A 13,556-nucleotide genomic window follows, 5' to 3' on the forward strand; every position below is an offset into this window, starting at 1 on the left:
GGGGGATGATGTTGCCGGAGTTCGCGGGGAACACGGACGACATCACGATCCCGACGTCGATCGCGCCGGCGCGTGCGGTCGTCTACCGCCCTGCCGGCCAGGACCCGTGCCCCGCCTGGTCTCGCCCGCCAACCCGGCGGACACGGCGGACCTTACGGGGATCGCGCCCGCTCTGGTCCTCACACCCGAATTCGACCGCCTCCGTGCGGAGGGCGAGCGGTACGCGCAGCGCCTGCGGCAGGCCGGCGCGCTGGTCGAGCACCGTGACGTGCAGCAGGCCGACCACGGCTACGACATGAACGACGCCGGCAAGGCCCGCCAGACGTACGCGGTGATCGCCCGCTGCGTCAGGCAGGCCACGCAGTCCTCGCCACCGGTGCCTGACTAGTACGGCCACCGAGGACCGCACCAGGGCTTTCCGGCTCTCGGACACCTCAGGTGCCGAGAGCTACGCGGCGGCAGTGTCGCGGGCCCCGCCCAGCGCGCGCACCGCGCCGGACGGAGGGGCATAAGGCGGGCAGCGGCTCCCGATGGGTCCTCGAGCCGCTACCCGCCACATCGCGTCTGGCCTCTGCCAACCCCGGAAAGAGTGGCCACGTCGTCCGCTCGCCGAATCTCGCCGGTCAGTCGTTCCCACACTGGGACAGGCGCGACAGGCCTCACCGTACGGGCACATCCAGGTATCCGTCACCGATCGTTACGGCGTGTCTTGCTGCCGTTGGCCCGCGCTGATCAGCGGTCGCGGCCCGTCCGCGCACCGTTCCTGCGGCGACCTGGCTGGTCCGACGTTAGGGTGATCCAAATTAAGGCGACGAGAACAGCACGCGAAGAGACCACCTCCCTCGTCCCCAGCAGGTGGCGCCGCTCCCGCCTGCGGAGCGTTACACCCGGGAGACACGATGACTGCAAAACCCACCATCGACGTGGTGGTCCTCACCATGAATGACCGCCCTGCCGACTTCCCGCGCGCCATGGCGTCCCTCCTTGAGCAACAGAACGTCGAACTGCGGGTGGTCATCGTGGGCAACGGGGTGGAACCCGATCATGTGCCCGCCGGCGTGCGAGCCGTGACGTTGCCGGTCAACGAAGGCATCCCGCAAGGCCGCAACGCCGGCGCCGACGCACTGGCCGGCGCCGACGCCGGCGAGTTCATCTTCTTCTTCGACAACGACGCCGTCCTCCCGGCTCCAGATACTCTTGCCCAGCTCGTCGAGGAAGGCCGTCACCACCCCGAAGCGGCCTACATCCAGCCTCGTATCGCCGACCCTCTCACCGGCATCACCATGCGCCGCTGGGTTCCACGCCTACGCGCCGGCGACGCCACCAGGCCCGGCACGATCACAGTCATGGCCGAGGGCGTGGTTCTTGTGCGCCGTGCCGATTACGAGCGGGCCGGTGGCTGGCCTGGCCACTTCTTCCTCTTTCACGAGGGCATCGACTTGAGTTGGAGGCTGTGGGACCTCGGTCGCACCGGCTGGTACGCGCCCGACATCGTCATTCACCACCCCGCGACCGACCCCGCACGACACGCGGGCTTCCACCGGCTCATCGCACGCAACCGTGTCTGGCTCGCCTACCGCCGCCTGCCTGCACCTCTGATCCCCATCTACCTTGTGATCTGGACGCTGCTCAGCGCCGCTCGGATCCGCTCCCGCGCCAACCTGGCCGTCTGGTTCGCTGGTCTTCGGGAAGGGCTCAAAGGCGGCCATGGACAGCGCCGGCCGATGTCGTGGAGCACCGTGCTGCGGCTGACTCGTGCCGGCCGCCCGCCAATCGTTTGAGAGCTCTGGCGTTGCGGCGTCGGGTCGCGGCAGTAAGTTGTGCCGATGACCGAATATCTGCCACCCGGCGGCGCCGTGCTCGATGCCGACGAACTGCATACCCGGTGGGCGGACGCCTGGCGGCCGGAACAGGTCACGGAGCGGTTGGGTGAGATCGGTGCACCCTGGTGCGTCGCGGCCGGGTGGGCGCTGGATCTGTTCTGCGGGCGGCGATCACGGCCGCACGGCGATCTGGAGATCGCCGTGCCCGCGGCGGGCTTCCCTGAGATTCGGGACTGCTTCCCCGAGTATGTGTTTGACGCGGTGGGTTCGGGACGGGTCTGGCCCGGGGCGGGAGCTGAGGCGCTATCGGCCACGCACCAAACCTGGCTACGGGATCCGGCGAGCGGTCAGTTCCTGTTCGACGTCTTCCGCGAACCACATGAGGGCGAGACGTGGATCTGCCGACGTGACGAGGGGCTGCGGCTGCCCTACGACGCGATCATCGAGCGGACGGCAGACGGGATCCCGTACCTGGTGCCGGAGTTGGTGCTGCTGTTCAAAGCCAAGGCATCGCGGCCCAAGGATCAGGCGGACTTCGACCGGGTGTTGCCGCTGCTGGGCCGGGCACGGCGGGACCTCCTTGGTGAGTGGCTGGAGCGCGTGCACCCCGGGCATCCGTGGCTGGCGGAGCTGGCGGGGTGAGTGCGCGGGCCACTTACGTTCGCCTCCCTGCCCCACGGCGGGCCGTGCACTTCCGCTACGTGGCCGCCTGGTCGCGGCGGACCTTCCTGCTGCTACTGACCTACGGCTGGGGCTGCTCGGCGGCGTCTGCGGCCTCCCGGAGGACCGTCTACACCGCCCCGGCGGTACGCCGCTCCCCCGGAAAAGGTCCGCGGAGCGGGGCCGCTCACGCTGTTTCGGCGCTGAGGGCCTGCGCCACGGGCCGGCGCGCCGCCAGGCGTGCGGGCAGGGCGGTGAGTGCCGCCGTCGCCAGCAGAGTCGCGAGCGCGGCGCCGAGCAGCCAGGAGGAGGGGGGTTCCGCCGAATTCCTGGCGGCGAAGAGCGAGAGCAGGCCGATGCCCAGAGGGACGCCGATGATGGCGCCGGGCAGGCTGGGCAGGAGCTGGGCGGTGGACAGCCCCGCGGAGATCTGCCCTGGGGTGGCGCCGAGCGTACGTGCGATGGCCATGTTCTCCCGGGCCTCTACGGCAGTGGTCCAGGTCAAGGTGATGGTGTTCACGACGGCGAGTGCGATCAGCAGGATGGTGACGGCGAGCATCAGCCGGCGGTCGTGCTCGCCCCGCAGGTTGGGCAGGGCGGAGGAGCCGTCCAGGCCGTAGCCCCTCTCCTGCTGGGCGTGGAGGGTGAGCAGGGCGACGATCGCGATCATGGTGGTGGCGGTGGAGCACGCCTGCAGCACGGCGCGGCCGGGCCGGCGGGCGGTCAGCCGCAGCCCGAGCAGCAGCGGCGTGGGCAGCAGCGCGGACAGCGCGGTGAGCCAGGGTCGGTGACGGGGCTGGTGCGCGGTGGCGGACAGCGCCGTGACGGTCGCCGTACGCATGGCCCACAGTGTGGGACGCAGCGTGGACAGCACCGCCACCGCCACGGCGAGGACGGTCGCCGCGGCAACGGTGGCGCCGCCGGGTCCGACCGCGTCGCCGATCCGGCTGGCGGTGGGGCTGGCGATGGCGGGCACGGTCAGGCGGGCGATCACCAGCCCCAGCGCGTCGCCGGCCAGCGCCAGCGCCAGGTACTCGGTGAGCAGGACGGCGGCGATCAGACCCGGGGCGGCGCCGACGGCCTTGAGCAGCCCGGCCCGGCGCGTCTGCTCGATGGAGCGTCCGGCGGCCAGCGCCGCCACTCCGGTGATGGCCAGGAAGCTGAGCAGCCAGCTACCGACGACCAGGATCGGCTGGGTGTTCCTGAGGATGACCATGTCGTGCTCGGCCATGAACTGCCAGGTATGGAAGTTCACCCTGAGGGTGGAGACGCGGTGGGCGTCCAGGAAGGCCTGCGCCGTGGCGGGGTCACGCAGCTTGAGGTCCAGGGCCAAGGTCACTGGGAGATCGTGGGACGACGCCAGGGCCCGGGCATCTGATCGGGTCATCCAGGCCAGGCCGCTGTAGTCGCTGGGGCCACCGCCCGGCCCGATCTGCGCCGCCCAGGGGTAGATGGAGGTGGCCGCGGTCACGGCGATCCCGACGACGGGGTACGACCGGCCGGCGATGGTGACGCGGTCGCCGACGCCGACGCCCAGCGCTGTGGCGAAGCCGCGTTCGAGGACCGTGCCGCCGGAGCGTACCCACTGACCCGAGGTCAGCAGCGGCCGGTTGACCGCGCCGGGCGTCTCGCGGAAACCTTGCACCACCACCGGGGACGACGTGGAATCGCGCGTGGTGAGGTCGGCATAGACGATGCGATAGGGGCCATGGTGGGCAATGACTTCTGGCTCGTTCGCCAGCGAGGCCAGGGCCGAGGTCACGGCGGAGCCCGTGTCGCCGGAGAGTGCCACCACGTCCGGCCCGGCGGTGGCCGCGCGGGTCTGCTCGTACAGCGCGTCGCTCACGCCGCGCAGGGACAGGCCCAGTGCCATCGTGGCGGTGGCCACGGTCACCGCGAGCAGGAGCATCACGGCCTGGACCTTGTGCCGCCGCACGTCAGCCAGCACCAGACGCATGACGAGCACGATGGAGCTCATGACGTTCAGCCCTCCAGCCCGATCAGCCCGCCGAGCCCGCTCGGGTGGGAGCCGGCCAGCCAGGTGTCGTCGACGAACATCCCGTCGCGCATCGACACCAGCCGATCCGCCGTGGCCGCCACCCGCTCGTCATGCGTGACGATCACGAAGGTCTGCCCCGCGGAACGCAGCTCCTCGAAGATCCTCAGCACATCGAGGGTCGCCGCGGTGTCGAGGTTGCCGGTCGGCTCGTCGGCCAGGACGACCAGCGGGTCGTTGACCAGCGCGCGAGCGACGGCGACCCGCTGACGCTGCCCACCCGACAGTTGCGACGGCAGGTGCCGGGCGCGAGCGGCGAGCCCGACCCGTTCCAGCAGCATGCTCGCGCGCCGCCTGGCCTGGCGGCGCGAGCGCCCGGCCAGCAGCGCGGGAAGCTCCACGTTCTCGGCCGCCGACAACTCCTCCATCAGATGGAAGGCCTGGAAGACGAACCCCACCGACCGGCGCCGCATGCGCGCCAGAGCTCGCTCGCTCAGCGTGTCGATGCGCCGCCCGGCCACCCACACCTCTCCATCGCTGGGCCGCTCCAGGCCGCCCAGCAGGTGCAGCAGAGTGGATTTCCCGCAGCCGCTGGGCCCCATCACCGCCAGCATCTGCCCCTGAGGCACCTCCAGGTCGACCTCGTCCACCGCGCGGACCCGGCTCTGCCCCTGACCATGCGTCTTCACCAGGCCGCAGGCTCGGATCGCGGCACTTGACACGTTCATCCACCCTCGACTTCGTCATCGACCTTGGACCAGGCCCGCTCACAGGCATCCAGCCAACGCAGGTCCGCCTGCAACCGCAGCACGACCCCTTCCAGCAGCAGGCCGGCGCCCGACCCCGCCGGCTCGGCCAGCGCCGCCTGCTGCGCCTCACGCAAGCGGCGCAGCAGCTCACGGCGCTGCGCCGCCACCAGCTCCACCGGGTCGGCCAGCCGGGCCGCGGCGGCAGCGGCGAGCTTGAGATGAAACTCCGCCAGGTCCGGTTTCGGCCAGCCCACCTCGGCCAGCCAGGCGGCCACCCGTTGCTGCCCGGCAGGCGTCAGCGCATAGACCTTGCGCTCCGGCCGCTCGGGCAGGCCGTCCGCCCGCTCACAGACAACGAGCCCCGCGCGCTCCAACCGGGCCAACGTCACATAGATCTGACCACGGTTCATCGACTCGCCCAGCGGACCAAGACTCCGCCGCAGCCGAGCGTGCAAGTGGTACCCGTGCGACGGCTCCTTTGCGAGCATCGCCAGCACTGCGTCCTGCATTCCACCCCCTAACGGTTGGCCAATAGATAGCGGTTACCCATGGGAGGTGTCAAAACGCTTACCCTGGCGATCTCCGGGGACGAGCCGGTGGACCTGTCCCGGCGAGGACGGTGAACCCGCGTGGAAGGCTCCATGATTCTCATGAACGGACGTCCCCCGGCCCGGCGAAACCGGCATGTCCGCCGCTGATGCCGGCACCGCCGACGACGTCACCAGTGACCGCGGTGAGGTGGAACGTCAGGAACTCCAGTCCGAGCTGGACGCCCCGGAGGCGCACGACACTCCACCCGCCGTCGAGGGGCGCTGTCGACGTGGATTCGCTGCCTTTCAACGGCAGCGAGAAGGTGGACAAGCTCGCCGGCGCGCTCGGCCTTCGCGCTGACCGCGCCCCGGTGTTGCCGATCACCCAGTATGTGAGAGCGCCAGGTCACGCACACCGTCGTCGTGTGATGATCGTGCCTCGGCGGATCACCACGGAGGTAGGGGCGGACAGTGACCGGGCAGGAGTTCGGCTCCCTACTGCGGCAGCTTCGCACGGCTGCGCGGATGACGGTAGAGGACCTGTCGGAGTCCTCCGGGGTGAGCGTGCGGGCGATCGGCGACATGGAACGCGGCAGGTTCAGCTCGCCGCAGCGCCAGACCGCCGAGCAAGACGACGCTCGCCCTGCGCTGGGCTCACCGCGTCGCCGCCCACGGCGCCCGCAGCCTGACGCTGGATGTCTGGACACCCGCCGAGGCCCGGACAGCCTTCTCCTGGTCCTACCGGGCCCTGACCATGGACGCCCGGACGACCCGGAGCCCCGACGGGGCTCCGGGTCATCGATCACAGGTAGTGGCCGCACTGGCCGAAGAAGCCGTCCTCCCAGTCGAAACACCACTCCCAGACGATGTAGCCGTCGTTGGGCTGCGCATGGGCGGGGGCGGCGGTGGCGCCGCTGATCATGACCGCGGCGACAGCGCCGAGCATCACGGCCACGGCCCGCTTACCCGCCCTGGAGAAACGCGACATCGATGACTCCTCCTCGTTCGTCGGAACGTTGATGAGTCCATCGCGACGGGCCTGTGTATCACCTGGAGCCCGGCTGTAGGTCAGTTGGAGGTGGATATGACCCGAGGTGGGCCAGGATGGGACCGTGATGGAAGAACAACGCCTCCCCGGCGGGAACACAGGCGGCGCGGTTCGGGCAGGCGACACCGTCCGCCGTACCCGTGGCCCGTGGGCGTCCTCGGTGCATGCGCTTCTCCGGCACCTGGAGGACGTCGGCTTCGACGGAGCTCCACGCGCGCTGGGGTTCGACGACCAGGACCGAGAGGTGCTCTCGTTCCTGCCAGGCGACGTGGTCGGGACCGCGCGGCCATGGCCCACGTGGGTACACAGCCAGGACGCGCTGTGCCAGGTGGCTCGTTGGCTGCGCGACTTCCACGCCGCCGTGGCGAGTTTCGTCCCCCCTGCGGACGCGGTGTGGCGCGAGGGAGGGACCTGGCGACCCGGCCTCATCGTCGGCCACAATGATGCCGCCCCCTACAACGCGGCCTGGGCCGACGGACGCCTCGTCGGCTTCTTCGACTGGGACTTCGCCGCTCCGGTGACCCTGGAGTGGGACCTCGCCTTCACCGCCTTCGCCTGGGTGCCGCTGCACGCTCGCCACGTCGTGGCGGCGGAAGGATTCACCGCGCTCGCCGACCGACCCGAAAGACTGCGGCTGTTCCTCGACACCTACGGCTGGAGCGGCCCCGTCGGGCAGTTCGTCGAGATCGTCCGCGAACGCGTCAGCGCCTCGGCCGAAGGCATCAGGCGCACTGCGGCAGCAGGCGACCCGGCCTATCAGACCATGGTCGAACGCGGCGTCGATGCGGCACTGGAGACGGCCGTGGACGAGCTGGCCGGCTTCGCTCAGTCGTGAACCGATCCGTCCAGGGGCCGCCAGGCGGGGCCGTCGCCGTCCCGGTGGACCTGCCCGAACACGACGTCGGCGAAATGGATGCCGAAACCGATCGTGTCCGGCTCCTCCAGTTCGGCGACGAGACGATGGCGGTGGTCGGCGGCGCCGGCACGGTCGTGGTCGTAGACGCAGGACCATTCGGGGTGGTCCACCTGGATCGGTGAATGCAGGGCATCGCCGAAGGCGATCAGCCGGGTTCCGCCCCCTGTGATGACGCACTGCGCGTGCCCGGCCGTGTGGCCACCGGTGATCTGTACCTCGACACCGGGGAAGATCTCCTGGCCGCCGCTCACCGTACGGATGCGCGGTGCCAGCGCGGCGACGACCTCGTTGGCCGTGTCCCTCGCCTCGGCCCATTCCAGCTCGGTCACCACATACTCGGCTTGGGCGAACACCGGCCGGTCACCGCCAGGGGCGGGCTGCAGGGCCCAGCCGTGGTGGTCGGGATGCAGGTGGGTGAAGGCCGCGGCCTCGATCTCCTCTGGCCTGCGGCCGAGTGCGGCCAGACTGTCCAGCAGCGCGCCACCGTAGATGGCGCCGTTCGGACTCCCCGGCTCGGCCGGCAGCGACTGCGGGCCGAACCCCGCGTCTATCAGCAGCGCGCGGCCGCCGTTCTCCACCAGGAGGCCGCCGATGCTCGCCACAAGATGGCCGGAGGCATCCAGGTACTCCGGATGAGCGGCCCAGATCTCATCGGTGGTGTCGGGCAGCCAGTCGCGCGGCCTGCCCTGCACAGCCCCGTCCGGCACGAAGGACACCTTCGTGTCGCCGAGGCGTACCGAGCGGATACCCGCAGGCCGCCGCAGCCGCTCGTCCCGTTCTGCCGCGAAGTGCGCCATGGTTCCCTCTCCCTTTCACTCCGTCAGGTCGTCACCGCCGTCCCGCGCCGGCGACACGGCAACGACGAGCGCGGCGAGGTGTGTGAGGTGACCGCCGGCTCGCCGCCGACCCCACCCGGCAGGATCAGCTGATGAGCGCGGTGAGCGCCTCGCGGCTGCGCTCGTCGGCGGGGGTGTGCGCGAAGACGTAGAGGCCGTGCTCGGCGACGGGCCGCAGCAGGGAGAAGGTCAGCCGCAGGCCCGGCTGTGCCCCCTCGACGGCGGCGGTGATCGGCGCGAAGTCCTGCACCGCCCTGCACTCCCACCAGTGCGCCGCGTCCGGGCGCTCCTTGGTGAGCAGGGCGACGATCTCGGCGGCGCGCTCGTCGTCGGGCCAGTGCGCGGTGTCGGCGCGGAACTGCTCGTACAGCCCGCGCAGCAGCGGCTCCTCCTCCACCACCCGGTACGGCCCGCCGCCGACGTGTGGCGCGGCGAGCAGCAGCAGGGCGTTGCGCCATTGGGCGGGCGCCGCATCGGGATCGCCCCAGACGAGACGGTAGGCCCGGTTGGCGGCCAGGACGTCGAACCGCTCGTCCAGGACGGCCGCCGGAGTCGTCGCCCAGCCGTCGACCAGCGCCCGCGTCGCCTCCCCCACCACGATCGGCGCCCGGCCCGCTCGCGGCGCCGCCGGCAGAAACCCGGCCAGCGACAGCGTGTGCCGGTGGGCCGCCGCGTCCATGACGAGCACGCGGCAGATCGCGTCGAGCACCTGCCTGGTCGTGCTCGCCCTGCCCTGCTCCAGCCACGTGTACCAGGCCACGCTCACCCCCGCCAGCGCCGCGACCTCCTCGCGGCGCAGCCCGGGTGTGCGCCGCCTGCCGCCGCCGCCCAGCCCGGCCTGTGCGGGGGTGACCTGCTCTCTGGCCGCGCGCAGGTGCGCGCCCAGCTCGCGGCGCAGTGAGGCGTCCATGGGCAGGAATCCTATGAGTACGGCTACCACCATCGATCCTCACCTGCCTGCGCCCGCGGTTCTCCGCGATGCTCGATCACATGACACGGCTATGGCGAAAGCAGACCGACTCCTCCACCCTCACCGAGCCCCGCGTGCTGATCCGCGTGTTCGTGCCGCAGGGGAGGCTGGAGGCGAGCGTCGAGTTCTACCAGCGGTTGCAGCACGTCGAGGCCGACGCGCGCTTCGACTTCCCCGAGGCGGGCCTGTGCCTCGCGACGGTCGGGGCGTTCCTGGTCATCGAGGGCGACGCCGAGGCGCTGGCCCCCTTCCGCAGCACCACGGGCACGCTGCTGGTCGACGACGTCGTGCCGTACCACGACAGGCTGGTGGCGGAGGGCGCCGAGATCATCTTCCCGTTGCAGCAGGTGCCCACAGGCGCGGGCTTCAACGCACGCCACCCGGACGGGACGGTCGTGGAGTACGTGCACCACCGTCCCACCTCCGAAGGCCGTTGACGGGCGGCGCCGATCATGACCGCGTTCGGGATCCTCCCTCCACCATGGCGGCGAAACCGTCGAGATGGCGAGCGAGGCTGTACTCGAACAGTCCGTCCAGGTCCGACACCGTTTCTTCGGAAACCGTGGCCAGTAGGGGGAATCGTCCGCTGCCGAGAAGTTCGTCGGCCCGTTCCCGCTGGGCGAGCCACCATCCGGTGAGCGTCACACCGGTCTCCTGCTCGGCTTCGAGTTCGTCGGCCATGGACAGGGCAACGGTGACGACCAGGGCGTGCAGTGTGAGCGCCTCTCGAATCCGTGTCGCCATGGGCAGCCCGAGCCCGTCGAGCGCGCGCAGGGTCCACTCGGTGTGGGCCATCATGTTGGGGACGAGCAACGGGCGGGTGAACGAGACGGCTCTGGGCAGCCACAGGTGTCGCCGCCCCAGCTCCCATTGCCGGCGGGAGATCAGTTCGAGCTTGGCTCGCCACCCCTCCGGCCCGGGGGTGGGCAGCTCCTGTCCGCCGAAGACCTCGTCGACCATCTGCGTCACCAGTTCGTCCTTGTGGGCCACGTGCCGGTACAGCGACATGGGGCCGACGCCGAGTTCGGCCGCGAGCCGTCGCATGGACACGGCGTCGAGCCCCTCGGTGTCGGCGATCGCGATGGCGGCGCGCAGCACGTGCTCGCGCCGCAGTGCCCGCTTGGGGACGCCGGCCTGCCGCGGTCTCGGTGACGTGGCAGGGCCGGCCGGCTGCCTGTGACCCGCGCGGGCGCTGACCACCGTGCCGGCGCCGACCTTCGCCTCGACCAGCCCCTCGTCACGCAGAGCCGCCATCACCTTGGTCGCGGTCGCGACCGCGACGCCCCGTCGCTGGGCGATCTGCCGGATGGAGGGCATGCGATCGCCTGGCCGCAGGTCGCCGGCGAGAATCCGCGCACGGAACTCCGCGGCGATCCGCCGGTACGGCGGATCCGGCCGTTGCGTTGACGACGGCATGGGAGCCCCCGATTCCTTGGTGGTGTCGTCTGCCGACCGCAAGTGTACTAGTTCAATTTCGGCAGTACTAGTTCACTTTGTCAGCCTCACAGCCCCATTCACCATGACTTGTTTCATGGTCTGGCTACGATGGGCGCATGACATTAGATACACCGTACGCGTCCATTCGGCGGGCGGTTCTGAGCGTCTTCACCGACGCGTTCACGACCGGTCCCGTCGGTGTTGAGCTCTTGCTCGAAACGGGCGACCACCGCCGCCAGTTCGATTTCACCCGTCCCGCCGACGAGGCCGACATCGCCGGACGTCACCAGGGCGCCTCGGCATGGCCGGCGTGGGCCGCAGGCCGGGTGCCCCACGAGGAGTGGCTCGCTCCCATGATGCTCGGCACAGCCTCCACCAGCGTGGGCGGCGCGGGATCGGAGATCGCATGAGCCGGCGGGGCGACTCGTGGTCCATGTCGTCCGCCGAAGTGCGGTCGTGGCACCGACCGTTGATGACCATGGTGGCGGCGATGTCCGCGCTCGTCGTCGTCGCGAGCTTCGGTCTCCTCATGGACGGTCGTGAGCTCATGCAGCAGTCGATCTGGGCGAAGCCGTTGAAGTTCGGAGTGTCGTTCGTCATCTACGGCGCGACGCTCGCATGGCTGTTGCCGAAGCTGCGCCGGGCGAGGCGCACGATGTGGACCCTCGGAACGGCCTTCGCCGTCGCCGGGCTGGTCGACGTCGGGTTCATCACGGTGCAGGCCGCCCGCGGCACCTACAGCCACTTCAACGCCGACACCGATCCGTTCAACCAGATCGGCCAGCAGGTCTTCTCCTCGGGCGTGATCGGGTTGTTCGGGGTGAGCCTGGTCATCGCCGTCATGCTGCTGTTCCAGCGGGTCGGTGACACGGCACTCACCTGGGCTCTGCGGGCCGGGATCGGGCTGGCCGTCCTCGGCATGGCGTTGGCGTCCTTCTGGGTCGGGTGGGCCGCGAGCGGACCCCGGACGGTCGAGGACGCCTACGGCAACCCGGTCTCGCTGGTGGGCCAGCACGGGGTGGGGGCACCGGACGGCGGCGGCATGCCGATCACGAACTGGAGCACCGTGGGTGGCGACCTGCGCGTTCCGCACTTCATCGGCTTGCACTCCATCCAGGTGTTCGTCCTCGCGGTGCTGGTTCTCACCGCCCTCGCGGCCCGGATCGGCTGGCTGCGCGGCGAACGCGTGCGCGCCCGGCTGACCGGGGTCGTCATCCTGGGGTACACCGCGCTGTTCGCCGTCACGGCGTGGCAGGCGCTGCGTGGTCAGTCGCTGGTCCACCCGGACGCAGCCACCTGGACCGCGCTCGCGGTGACGGCTGTCGTGACCGCGCTGCCTGCGGCCATGACCATCTCGGCGGCCCGCCGCAGCGAGGCGGCGCCCACCGGCGACGGGCACTCGCCTGGCGCGCTGCCGACTCGTGGGCTCGTCGGATCCTCGGGGCGGGGCGACACCGCGCTCCGGTGAGAACGAGGACTCAGCTCACGGCGCGCGGGGCGCCCGCACAGCGCGGGTCAAGGCCACCGAGCTGATCGGCCTGGACGACTTCTCCTTCACCGGGCGCGGCGAGGAGACCCTGGCCGCCGTCAACGGCCCGGATAAGGTCGTGAATCCTTTGGGGGTCTTCGCGCCTCTTATACGTGTCGGCGACAATGCCGGCACAGGATCCGGAGGTTGTCATGATCGTTGGTGCCGTGGTCATCGTCGCGGCCGCGCTCGTCTGCACGTGCGCTGTCGTGCTGCGCCGGCGGAGGCGCTCGCGTGGCTGATACGACCTGGCCTGGAAGGCAGCTGATCGTCGCCGCGCAGGGCGGTGACGTCGAGTCGATCGCCGCGCTGGTGTCGGGCGCGCACCCGCACGTACGGCGGTTCGCGCACGCGCTGTGCGCCTCGCCGGAGGACGCGGAGGACGCCGCGCAGGAGGCGATGATCATCCTCTATCGCAAGATCGGGATGTTGCGGGCCTCGGGCGCGCTGGCCTCGTGGATGTTCCGCATCGTCCGCAACGAGTGCCTGCGCAGGTCGCGGCTCGTGCTGCACCACCACGTCCTGATGGAGGACACGCCCACGCTGTCGGCCGAGGACGAGGTGGTGCGACGGCTGGAGGCCGGGAGGGTGGCGACGGCGATCGCCGCCCTGCCCGCCGACCAGCGGCACGTGCTGATCATGCGGGACGTCCAGGGGTACAGCGGGCGGATGGTCGCCGACGCGCTCGGCCTCAGCGTCCCCGCGATGAAGTCGCGGTTGCACCGCGCCCGCGCGACGGTCAACCGCACCCTGCACGGCGCACAGGACCAGGCTGTAGGAGGCGACGATGTCTGATGATCGAAGGAGCTTCGCCAGCGCCTCGCTCCCCCGGCACCTGGTTCGGGGCGTGGTGGGGTTCGGCGCGCTGATCGCCTCGGTGGCGCTGCTGCCCACGCTGGGGCTCGTGAGTCTGGTGCTCGCCCCTGTCGGCCTGCTCGCCCTGCGCGGGTGCCCCACCTGCTGGGCGATCGGGCTGGTGGAGACCATCTCGATGGGCAGGCTGCGGCGTTCGTGCGTTGACGGCCGGTGCGAGCTGACCGACGGCCATGCGGCGAAGCCCTGA

At 70.8% G+C, this 13,556-nt stretch carries 17 protein-coding genes and 1 pseudogene; 10 read left to right on the top strand and 8 right to left on the bottom strand.

Annotated features, from left to right (window positions below):
- Window positions 1-106 precede the first annotated feature (106 nt).
- The 3 genes from ABFX55_RS18600 to ABFX55_RS18610 all read left to right on the top strand — a co-directional run bounded on the left by ABFX55_RS18600 (window position 107) and on the right by ABFX55_RS18610 (window position 2,465).
- On the top strand, window positions 107-388 hold the full coding sequence (locus ABFX55_RS18600) for an alpha/beta hydrolase fold domain-containing protein (protein WP_346122652.1): 282 nt from the start codon (window positions 107-109) through the stop codon (window positions 386-388).
- Between the two features lie 511 nt (window positions 389-899).
- The gene (locus tag ABFX55_RS18605) at window positions 900-1,781 is read left to right on the top strand and encodes a glycosyltransferase family 2 protein (protein WP_346122654.1); all 882 of its coding nucleotides are present in this window, start codon (window positions 900-902) and stop codon (window positions 1,779-1,781) included.
- 45 nt (window positions 1,782-1,826) lie between these two features.
- Window positions 1,827-2,465, top strand: coding sequence for a nucleotidyltransferase domain-containing protein (locus ABFX55_RS18610; protein ID WP_346122656.1), 639 nt, complete (start codon window positions 1,827-1,829; stop codon window positions 2,463-2,465).
- A 205-nt stretch (window positions 2,466-2,670) separates the two neighbouring features.
- On the opposite strand, the gene ABFX55_RS18615 is transcribed toward ABFX55_RS18610, so the two are convergent.
- From ABFX55_RS18615 to ABFX55_RS18630, 4 genes are all read right to left on the bottom strand, one after another.
- Complete coding sequence (locus ABFX55_RS18615; RefSeq protein WP_346122657.1) at window positions 2,671-4,461, bottom strand: ABC transporter permease; 1,791 nt, start codon at window positions 4,459-4,461, stop codon at window positions 2,671-2,673.
- 5 nt (window positions 4,462-4,466) lie between these two features.
- Window positions 4,467-5,207, bottom strand: a complete 741-nt coding sequence (locus tag ABFX55_RS18620) for an ABC transporter ATP-binding protein (protein ID WP_346122659.1) — start codon at window positions 5,205-5,207, stop codon at window positions 4,467-4,469.
- Window positions 5,204-5,737 (bottom strand): PadR family transcriptional regulator, encoded by a 534-nt coding sequence (locus ABFX55_RS18625; RefSeq protein ID WP_346122661.1) that lies wholly within the window; start codon window positions 5,735-5,737, stop codon window positions 5,204-5,206. Before ABFX55_RS18625 ends, ABFX55_RS18620 begins: the two co-directional genes overlap by 4 nt.
- A 139-nt stretch (window positions 5,738-5,876) precedes the next feature.
- Complete coding sequence (locus ABFX55_RS18630; protein WP_346122663.1) at window positions 5,877-6,143, bottom strand: hypothetical protein; 267 nt, start codon at window positions 6,141-6,143, stop codon at window positions 5,877-5,879.
- A gap of 86 nt (window positions 6,144-6,229) precedes the next feature.
- On the opposite strand from ABFX55_RS18630, the pseudogene ABFX55_RS49835 reads away from it, so the two are divergent.
- A pseudogene (locus tag ABFX55_RS49835) lies at window positions 6,230-6,373 on the top strand (helix-turn-helix domain-containing protein); the annotation flags it as partial.
- Window positions 6,374-6,560: 187 nt separating this feature from the next.
- Here ABFX55_RS49835 and ABFX55_RS18635 read toward each other — a convergent pair.
- Entirely contained in the window at window positions 6,561-6,746 is a 186-nt protein-coding gene (locus ABFX55_RS18635; protein ID WP_346122664.1) for a hypothetical protein, read from the bottom strand.
- A gap of 220 nt (window positions 6,747-6,966) precedes the next feature.
- Here ABFX55_RS18635 and ABFX55_RS18640 point away from each other — a divergent pair, with 220 nt between their 5' ends.
- A complete protein-coding gene (locus tag ABFX55_RS18640; protein ID WP_346122666.1) occupies window positions 6,967-7,641 on the top strand; it encodes a phosphotransferase in 675 nt (224 codons plus the stop codon).
- Here ABFX55_RS18640 and ABFX55_RS18645 read toward each other — a convergent pair.
- Window positions 7,632-8,519 (bottom strand): MBL fold metallo-hydrolase, encoded by an 888-nt coding sequence (locus ABFX55_RS18645; protein ID WP_346122667.1) that lies wholly within the window; start codon window positions 8,517-8,519, stop codon window positions 7,632-7,634. The genes ABFX55_RS18640 and ABFX55_RS18645 overlap by 10 nt on opposite strands.
- Window positions 8,520-8,643: 124 nt before the next feature.
- On the bottom strand, window positions 8,644-9,468 hold the full coding sequence (locus tag ABFX55_RS18650; RefSeq protein ID WP_346122669.1) for a helix-turn-helix domain-containing protein: 825 nt from the start codon (window positions 9,466-9,468) through the stop codon (window positions 8,644-8,646).
- An 80-nt stretch (window positions 9,469-9,548) separates the two neighbouring features.
- On the opposite strand from ABFX55_RS18650, the gene ABFX55_RS18655 reads away from it, so the two are divergent.
- A complete protein-coding gene (locus tag ABFX55_RS18655; RefSeq protein WP_346122671.1) occupies window positions 9,549-9,965 on the top strand; it encodes a VOC family protein in 417 nt (138 codons plus the stop codon).
- Between the two features lie 13 nt (window positions 9,966-9,978).
- Here ABFX55_RS18655 and ABFX55_RS18660 read toward each other — a convergent pair whose 3' ends face one another.
- A complete protein-coding gene (locus ABFX55_RS18660) occupies window positions 9,979-10,944 on the bottom strand; it encodes a TetR/AcrR family transcriptional regulator C-terminal domain-containing protein (RefSeq protein ID WP_346122673.1) in 966 nt (321 codons plus the stop codon).
- A 137-nt stretch (window positions 10,945-11,081) separates the two neighbouring features.
- Between ABFX55_RS18660 and ABFX55_RS18665 the strand changes: the two genes are divergently transcribed.
- The 4 genes from ABFX55_RS18665 (at window position 11,082) to ABFX55_RS18680 (ending at window position 13,556) form a co-directional block, all read left to right on the top strand.
- The gene (locus tag ABFX55_RS18665) at window positions 11,082-11,375 is read left to right on the top strand and encodes a hypothetical protein (protein WP_346122674.1); all 294 of its coding nucleotides are present in this window, start codon (window positions 11,082-11,084) and stop codon (window positions 11,373-11,375) included.
- A gap of 80 nt (window positions 11,376-11,455) precedes the next feature.
- Complete coding sequence (locus ABFX55_RS18670; protein WP_346122676.1) at window positions 11,456-12,433, top strand: hypothetical protein; 978 nt, start codon at window positions 11,456-11,458, stop codon at window positions 12,431-12,433.
- 294 nt (window positions 12,434-12,727) lie between these two features.
- Complete coding sequence (locus tag ABFX55_RS18675) at window positions 12,728-13,288, top strand: RNA polymerase sigma factor (protein ID WP_346122677.1); 561 nt, start codon at window positions 12,728-12,730, stop codon at window positions 13,286-13,288.
- A complete protein-coding gene (locus ABFX55_RS18680) occupies window positions 13,281-13,556 on the top strand; it encodes a hypothetical protein (RefSeq protein WP_346122679.1) in 276 nt (91 codons plus the stop codon). The genes ABFX55_RS18675 and ABFX55_RS18680 overlap by 8 nt, the downstream gene beginning before the upstream one ends.

It is taken from the genome of Nonomuraea roseola (assembly GCF_039535395.1).
GTDB lineage: Bacteria > Actinomycetota > Actinomycetes > Streptosporangiales > Streptosporangiaceae > Nonomuraea > Nonomuraea roseola.

What these genes read in the sequence shown, in the direction of transcription:
- ABFX55_RS18625 (WP_346122661.1), bottom strand. Translation starts at nt 5,737, where the DNA reads ATGCAGGACGCAGTGCTGGCGATGCTCGCAAAGGAGCCGTCGCACGGG.
- ABFX55_RS18650 (WP_346122669.1), bottom strand. Translation starts at nt 9,468, where the DNA reads ATGGACGCCTCACTGCGCCGCGAGCTGGGCGCGCACCTGCGCGCGGCC.
- ABFX55_RS18665 (WP_346122674.1), top strand. Translation starts at nt 11,082, where the DNA reads ATGACATTAGATACACCGTACGCGTCCATTCGGCGGGCGGTTCTGAGC.
- ABFX55_RS18655 (WP_346122671.1), top strand. Translation starts at nt 9,549, where the DNA reads ATGACACGGCTATGGCGAAAGCAGACCGACTCCTCCACCCTCACCGAG.
- ABFX55_RS18660 (WP_346122673.1), bottom strand. Translation starts at nt 10,944, where the DNA reads ATGCCGTCGTCAACGCAACGGCCGGATCCGCCGTACCGGCGGATCGCC.
- ABFX55_RS18605 (WP_346122654.1), top strand. Translation starts at nt 900, where the DNA reads ATGACTGCAAAACCCACCATCGACGTGGTGGTCCTCACCATGAATGAC.
- ABFX55_RS18680 (WP_346122679.1), top strand. Translation starts at nt 13,281, where the DNA reads ATGTCTGATGATCGAAGGAGCTTCGCCAGCGCCTCGCTCCCCCGGCAC.
- ABFX55_RS18670 (WP_346122676.1), top strand. Translation starts at nt 11,456, where the DNA reads ATGTCCGCGCTCGTCGTCGTCGCGAGCTTCGGTCTCCTCATGGACGGT.
- ABFX55_RS18610 (WP_346122656.1), top strand. Translation starts at nt 1,827, where the DNA reads ATGACCGAATATCTGCCACCCGGCGGCGCCGTGCTCGATGCCGACGAA.
- ABFX55_RS18645 (WP_346122667.1), bottom strand. Translation starts at nt 8,519, where the DNA reads ATGGCGCACTTCGCGGCAGAACGGGACGAGCGGCTGCGGCGGCCTGCG.
- ABFX55_RS18620 (WP_346122659.1), bottom strand. Translation starts at nt 5,207, where the DNA reads ATGAACGTGTCAAGTGCCGCGATCCGAGCCTGCGGCCTGGTGAAGACG.
- ABFX55_RS18635 (WP_346122664.1), bottom strand. Translation starts at nt 6,746, where the DNA reads ATGTCGCGTTTCTCCAGGGCGGGTAAGCGGGCCGTGGCCGTGATGCTC.
- ABFX55_RS18615 (WP_346122657.1), bottom strand. Translation starts at nt 4,461, where the DNA reads ATGAGCTCCATCGTGCTCGTCATGCGTCTGGTGCTGGCTGACGTGCGG.